The sequence below is a fragment of the Candidatus Rokuibacteriota bacterium genome, from assembly GCA_016188005.1.
Lineage (GTDB): Bacteria > Methylomirabilota > Methylomirabilia > Rokubacteriales > CSP1-6 > UBA12499.
Window position 1 is genome coordinate 45,862 of record JACPIQ010000076.1, and the last position, 6,000, is coordinate 51,861.

5 protein-coding genes are annotated in these 6,000 nt (G+C 70.4%); 4 read left to right on the forward strand and 1 reads right to left on the reverse strand.

Features of this window, described 5'->3' with window-relative positions:
* Positions 1-409: 409 nt before the first annotated feature.
* Together HYV93_15470 and HYV93_15475 are read left to right on the forward strand one after the other, a co-directional pair.
* Positions 410-1,396, forward strand: a complete 987-nt coding sequence (locus HYV93_15470; protein ID MBI2527372.1) for a TAXI family TRAP transporter solute-binding subunit — start codon at positions 410-412, stop codon at positions 1,394-1,396.
* A gap of 81 nt (positions 1,397-1,477) precedes the next feature.
* Positions 1,478-3,325 carry a TRAP transporter fused permease subunit gene (locus HYV93_15475; GenBank protein ID MBI2527373.1) on the forward strand — a complete coding sequence of 616 codons (1,848 nt, stop codon included), beginning with the start codon at positions 1,478-1,480 and terminating at the stop codon, positions 3,323-3,325.
* Positions 3,326-3,413: 88 nt separating this feature from the next.
* Here HYV93_15475 and HYV93_15480 read toward each other — a convergent pair whose 3' ends face one another.
* Positions 3,414-4,226, reverse strand: coding sequence for an alpha/beta fold hydrolase (locus HYV93_15480; GenBank protein ID MBI2527374.1), 813 nt, complete (start codon positions 4,224-4,226; stop codon positions 3,414-3,416).
* Positions 4,227-4,538: 312 nt separating this feature from the next.
* Between HYV93_15480 and HYV93_15485 the strand changes: the two genes are divergently transcribed.
* Complete coding sequence (locus HYV93_15485) at positions 4,539-5,330, forward strand: ABC transporter ATP-binding protein (GenBank protein ID MBI2527375.1); 792 nt, start codon at positions 4,539-4,541, stop codon at positions 5,328-5,330.
* Positions 5,323-6,000: ABC transporter permease (locus HYV93_15490; GenBank protein MBI2527376.1), on the forward strand; the 678-nt coding region annotated here is incomplete at its 3' end. The genes HYV93_15485 and HYV93_15490, both read left to right, overlap by 8 nt.

Sequence of the window (6,000 nt, forward strand, 5' to 3'; positions counted from 1 at the left end):
GACCCGATGTGTCGGGGACTTGAGCTGCGCGTCACCCCGTCGACGGTCCGCGAGGCCGGGCGAGCTGCCACTTCTCGTCCAGCGGGGTCCCAGGAATGGTCGAGGCGACCCGGCTCACGCAGAGCCCGCGCCGACGAGAACCGCAGGCGTGCCGCTTGCCTGCACCGGGCGTGTGCCGGCGGTGCACCGGGGTGGGGCAGGGGCCCGCCACCCGGACCCCGCGGGATCGACAGCGCGGCGAGCGCCTGTGTCCTGACTATGCGCTTGACTCTCCCGCGCCGGCGCCCGTAGAGTTGGGCGGCCGTGAAATGGAGAGCGGTTCCGCAAGATGGAATCGGCCGACGCCGGGGGGGGCGCGCGGGCTCGGCCGGCACGAGGGCGACGGAGATCACCGGGGAGGGAGCAGACGATGATCCGGACGACGACGTCCATCGGTGTCGTGCTCGTCGTTTCAGTCCTGGCGCTGGCTTCCTGGAGCGAGGCGGCTGACCCGCCGGCGCCCGGCCTCCGTCCGGTGGCGTCGGCCAGTGTCGCCTGGGGGACCTCGAGCCAGGGCGGCCTGAGCTATCTCGTTGGCGCCGGCTCGGCGTCGGTGCTGGAGAAGCACATCAAGAACGTGAAGTTCACCGCGCTGGTCTCCTCGGGATCAGCGGAGAACGCGCGCCGGATCCAGGCTGGCGAGTTCCAGTGCGCCCAGATGACAGCCGACACGGCGCATTTCGGATACCACGGCGGACGGGAGTTCCAGCAGCCACTCGGGAAGCTCCAGTTCGTCAGCAATCTGTGGATTTCCCCGGAGAACGTGATCGTTCCCCGGGAATCGCCGATCAAGTCGCTGGGGGACCTGCGGGGCCGGCGCATCACCAGCACGCCGGGGTGGGGGGCGACGATCTTCGCTCGCTCGATCCTGGAGGCGGTCGGGCTCAAGAAAGGCGACTATGACATGGTGGTGCTCTCGGCGGCCGATGGGGCCACCTCCTTCCGCGATGGCCGGGTGGATGCCGCGATGTGGGCCTTCGGCGTGCCGACGGCGACGCTGACCGAGATCGCCCTCTCGAGAGCCATCCGCTTCATCCCCACCGACACCAAGACGGCGCAGGTCATCCGGGAGAAGTACCCGTACTGGTTTCTCTCGACGATTCCGCGCGGGGCGTACCGCGGGGTCAGCGAGGACGTGCCGACCATCGCCAACAACAACGTGTTGCTCTGTTCGGCGGACCTCCCCGACGCGCTCGTCTACAACATGACCAAGGTCATGTTCCTCCATGCCAGCGAGATCAAGCAGTCGGTTCCGGCCGCGGAAGCCCTGGGTGTCCCGGCGATGGCGGCCTGGCCGGCCATCCCCGCGCACCCGGGCGCCCAGCAGTTCTATCGTGAGGCGGGTCTGATCAAGTAGGGCGGCCGGATCGGGCGCCGCCAGATGTGGGATCGGCTGCGGTCACTCCCGGGGCTGGGGTCGGGAGCCTGGCTGGGGTGGATGACCGCCGCCCTCGCCGTCACCCTCGCGCTGTTCCACGTCGTGACCGCCCAGTTCGGCCTGTTGCCCGGCCTGAATCAGCGGATCGCCCATCTCACACTCGTCCTGGCGCTCATCTTTGTCTCGAGCGCGAGCAAGACGGCGACCGTGGGCGGGCCGCTCGGCCTCCGCCGGTCATGGCCACACCTGGGCCTGGCGCTGCTCGCCGTGGTGGCCGGCGGCTACACCTATCTGGTGGAAGAGTCGATCTCGGACTCGAGCCGGGTCGGGACGATGACGGCGACGGAGCTGGTGGTGGGCAGCATCCTCATCGTCCTCTGCCTCGAGGGCGGCCGCCAGGTGCTCGGCCTGGCGTTCCCGCTGATCGCTCTGGCGGGGATTGCCTACATCCTCGTGGGCGGCCAGTTGCCTGCGCCGCTGGGCCACCCGCCGGTATCCTTCTCGCGCGCGATCGAGTTCCTCTACTTCAGCGCGGAGGGGATCTTCGGGCTGGCGCTCGGCGTCTCGGCGACGTATCTGGCGCTGTTCATCATCTTCGGCGCCTTCATGGCCCGGTCCGGGCTGAACGACTTCACGTTCGACCTGGCTCGTGCCCTCCTGCGCCGGTCGACCGGGGGGCTGGCGAAGATCGCCGTCTCCGGCAGCGGCGTCATGGCCACCGTGACCGGAAGCGACATGGCGAATGCCGCGGCGATCGGGGCGGTCAGCATCCCGCTCATGATACGCAACGGCTATCCGCCGGCGTTCGCGGCGGCGGTGGAGGCGGTGGCCTCGAACGGGGCCCAGCTGATGCCGCCGGTGATGGGCACGGCGGCCTTCCTCATGGCCGAGATCGTGAGAGTCCCCTACGGCCACGTCGCGCTGGCCGCGGCCCTGCCGGGGGCGCTCTACTACGTCCTCGTCTACGCGATCATCCACCTCCGGGCGGCCCGGCTCGGCCTCCGCGGGAGCGACGAACCGGCCGCTCGCCCCTGGAGCATCCTGCGCGCCCGGGGGCACCTCCTGCTGCCGATCCCCATCCTGCTCTATCTCGTGACGATGGCCCAGATCTCGATCATGCGGGCGGCCTACTATTCGCTGCTGTCCGTGGTCCTCGTGACGTTCCTGCGCCGCCGGACCGGGATGAGACCGGCGACGCTGCTCCGTGCCCTGCGCGACGGGGGTCTCACGCTGACGGGGATCGGTGTGGCGTGCGCGATCGTCGGCATCGTGATGGGCGTGTTCGGGGTGACCGGGCTCGGGTTGCGGCTCTCCGACGCCATGATCCAGCTGGCGGCGGGGAATCCCGTGGTCCTCCTCCTGCTGACGGCCCTGGCCAGTCTCGTCCTCGGGACCGGGCTGCCGACGCTCCCGACCTACATCATCCTGGCCATCCTGGTGGCGCCGGCCCTCATCCAGCTGGGGATCGATCCGCTCGCGGCCCACCTGTTCATCTTCTACTTCGGCAACGTCTCCTCCGTCACGCCGCCCGTTGCCCTGAGCGTGATCATCACCGCCAATATCGCCAGGGCGAACTTCTGGGAGACGGGGTGGCTGTCGATCCGGATGTCCCTGGCCACGTTCTTGCTGCCGTTTGCCTTCGTCATCGACCCGGCGCTCATCCTCCGAGGCGATCCCGTCAGCGTGATCGTGGCGGCCGGCCTGGCCGGCGGGGGCCTCCTGGCCCTCGCGGTGGCCCTGGAGGGGTACTGGCGCCGCGAGGTGCCGATCGGGCTCCGGCTCCTGGGGGGCCTCGGAGCGACGATCCTCGTGGTGGCGAAGTTCCCGGTCGCCCTGGTGGGCGCGGCGCTGGTCGTCCCCGTTGTCTGGCATCAGTGCTGGAAACGTCCGGATCGGGTTCGACCCTAGACGGCGCCCGCGCCCTCGCCCGAGAGGGCATCGGCCAGGCGCCGCCGGCGGGATCGGCCGCGCGTGATCGAGAAGCCCGGCAGTGGGCTCAGGCCAGGCCGCGGTGCCTCGAGAGGAAGCCCCGCAGCTCCTCCGCGCACCGCTCGGGGGCGGCATCGGCGATGTTGTGCGGCAGCCCGTGGTAGACCACGAACTCGCAGTCCCGGATGCGGTCGCGGAGCACCTCGTACTGCGCCATCGAGCTGATGGGGTCGTGCTCCGGGACGACGGCGAGCGTCGGGCAGCGGATCCGCCCGAGCGCCTCCGTGAGGTCGATCGTCGCCATGAGCGACACGAACCGCGCCAGCAGCTCCGGGCTCGTCTTCGCCGATTCGTCGAGGAACCAGTCGACGAAGCCCGGCTCGACCGTCGCGAGGTCGAACCGGTCGGCGATCCGGTCGCGGAGAAATCCGCGCACCCCTTTCGCGCGGATCTCGGCGCCCCACCGCTCCGCGTCCACGTTGGAGGGCTTGAGGCCCGGTGTGCTGGCGAACGCCGCCAGCGTGCGCACGCGTTCGGGGTACCCGATCGCGACCGCCAGCGAGATGATCGCGCCGCCCGACACGCCGGCGAGGTGGAAGCGCGCGGCACCGAGGTGGTCGGCCAGCTCGATCACGTCGCGGGCGAGCCGGTCGAGCGTCAAGCCGTCCGGCCCCGGGACCTCCGACGCGCCGTGGCCGCGGAGGTCCGGGCGCACGACGCGGCAGACGCGCCCGAGGATCGGCACCCACGCGTAGAAGCGTCGGGCGCTACCCATCCCGGCGTGCAGCAGGAGGAGCGTCTCCGGCGGCTTCCACGGGTCGGTGAAGTCGTCGACCAGGTACTCCAGCCGCAGCCCATCGCTCGCCGCGAAGCTCGGCATGCTCCCCTCCTCCATCGGATCCGCGCCGCGGGTGCCGCGATGCGACGCGCGTCGAAACGCGGGCCCAGCTCGGCCGGGCACCGGGCGGCCCGGTGCCGGTCGAGGTCTTGACTCCTCCAGGAGTTCCCCGTACAGTGTGGCATCCGCAATACGGAGATAATCTCCGTATCTTGGAACCCCCGTCAAGGGGGCAGGAGCCAAGGAGCACGCGGTGAACCAGCGGCAACTGGGGGTCCTGCTGCTCATCGTCGCCGGCGGCGCGGGGGCCGGTCCTGCGTCCCCACGCCCGTGCCACGGCGCGGCGGAGCCCCGATGGCCCTCCGCCTAGAGGGCGTCTCCAAGACGTACGGCGCGGCGCACGCGGAGACCGAGACCGCCGCCATCGCGAACATCGACATGGTCATCAACGACCACGAGTTCGTCTGCGTCGTCGGTCGCAGCGGGTGCGGGAAGACGACGCTGCTCCGGATGGTGGCTGGGCTCACCACGCCCACCGCCGGGCGGATCGTGCTCGACGACAGGCCGGTGCGGGGACCGGGGCCGAATCGGGGCGTGGTGTTCCAGGACTACGCGCTCTTCGCGTGGCGTACGGCCGCCGAGAACATCGCGTTCGGTCCGAAGATGAAGGGCCTGTCCGTTGCGGAGCGTGACAGGATCGTCAAGCGATACGTCAAGCTCGTCGGACTGGAGGGTTTCGAGGACCGCTATCCCTCCGCGCTGTCGGGCGGAATGCAGCAGCGCGTGGCCGTGGCACGCGCTCTGGCCAACCAGCCGGCGGCGCTCCTGATGGACGAGCCGTTCGCCGCGGTCGACGCGCTGACGAGGGCCTCGCTCCAGGAGGAGCTGACGAAGATCTGGCTCGCGGAGCGGCCGATGGTGCTGTTCGTCACGCACAGCGTCGACGAAGCCGTCTTTCTCGCCGATCGCGTCGTGGTGCTCGGGGACCGTCCCTCGGTGATCGTGGCCGAGTTCCGCGTGAACGTCGATCGCCCCCGGCGCTGGAAGGAGCTGATGGACGACCCGGCGTTCAGCGACCTTCGGCACCGGGTCCTGGAGGCGATCGGGCAGGCGGCCGAGACGGCCAACGGAGGAAGCCATGGCTAGCGGGAAGGCGACGGTTTCCCCGGCGGGTATCGCCCCTCGGCCTGGCGCCGCCGCCCGCCCCCCCCGACGGGCGCTCTCGACCATCGGCACGCTCGTGCTGGGTCCGTTCGTGCCCCTCCTGATCGTCTGGGAGGTCGTGGCCGACCTCCGGATCTACCCCGCGTACCTCTTCCCCGGCCCATCGGCGGTGGGCATGGCGTTCTGGGAACTCGCCGCATCGGGCGCCCTCTGGCCCCACATCGCCGACAGCCTGCTGCGCGCCGTGCTCGGGTTCGTGGCTGGCGTCGCGATCGCGCTCCCCCTGGGGCTCCTCATGGGCATCAGCCGTCCGATCGCCCGCTACTTCAACCCCCTCGTCATCTTCTTCCAGGCGATTCCCGGTCTCGCCTGGATCCCGCTCGTCATCCTCTGGCTCGGCATCGGCTACAAGGCCGTGACCTTCATCATCTTCATCAGCGTGTTCTTCCCGGTGCTCCTCAATACCATCGTCGGCGTGAGGGCGATCCGGGCGACGGTCATCGAGGCCGCCCGGACCCTCGGCGCGTCGCGTCTGGCGCTGGTCCGGGAGATCTACATCCCCGGCGCCCTGCCGTCCATCATGGCCGGCTTCCGTCTGGGCTTCGGCTTCGGGTGGCGCGCGCTGGTGGCGGGCGAGATGATCGCGTCCTCG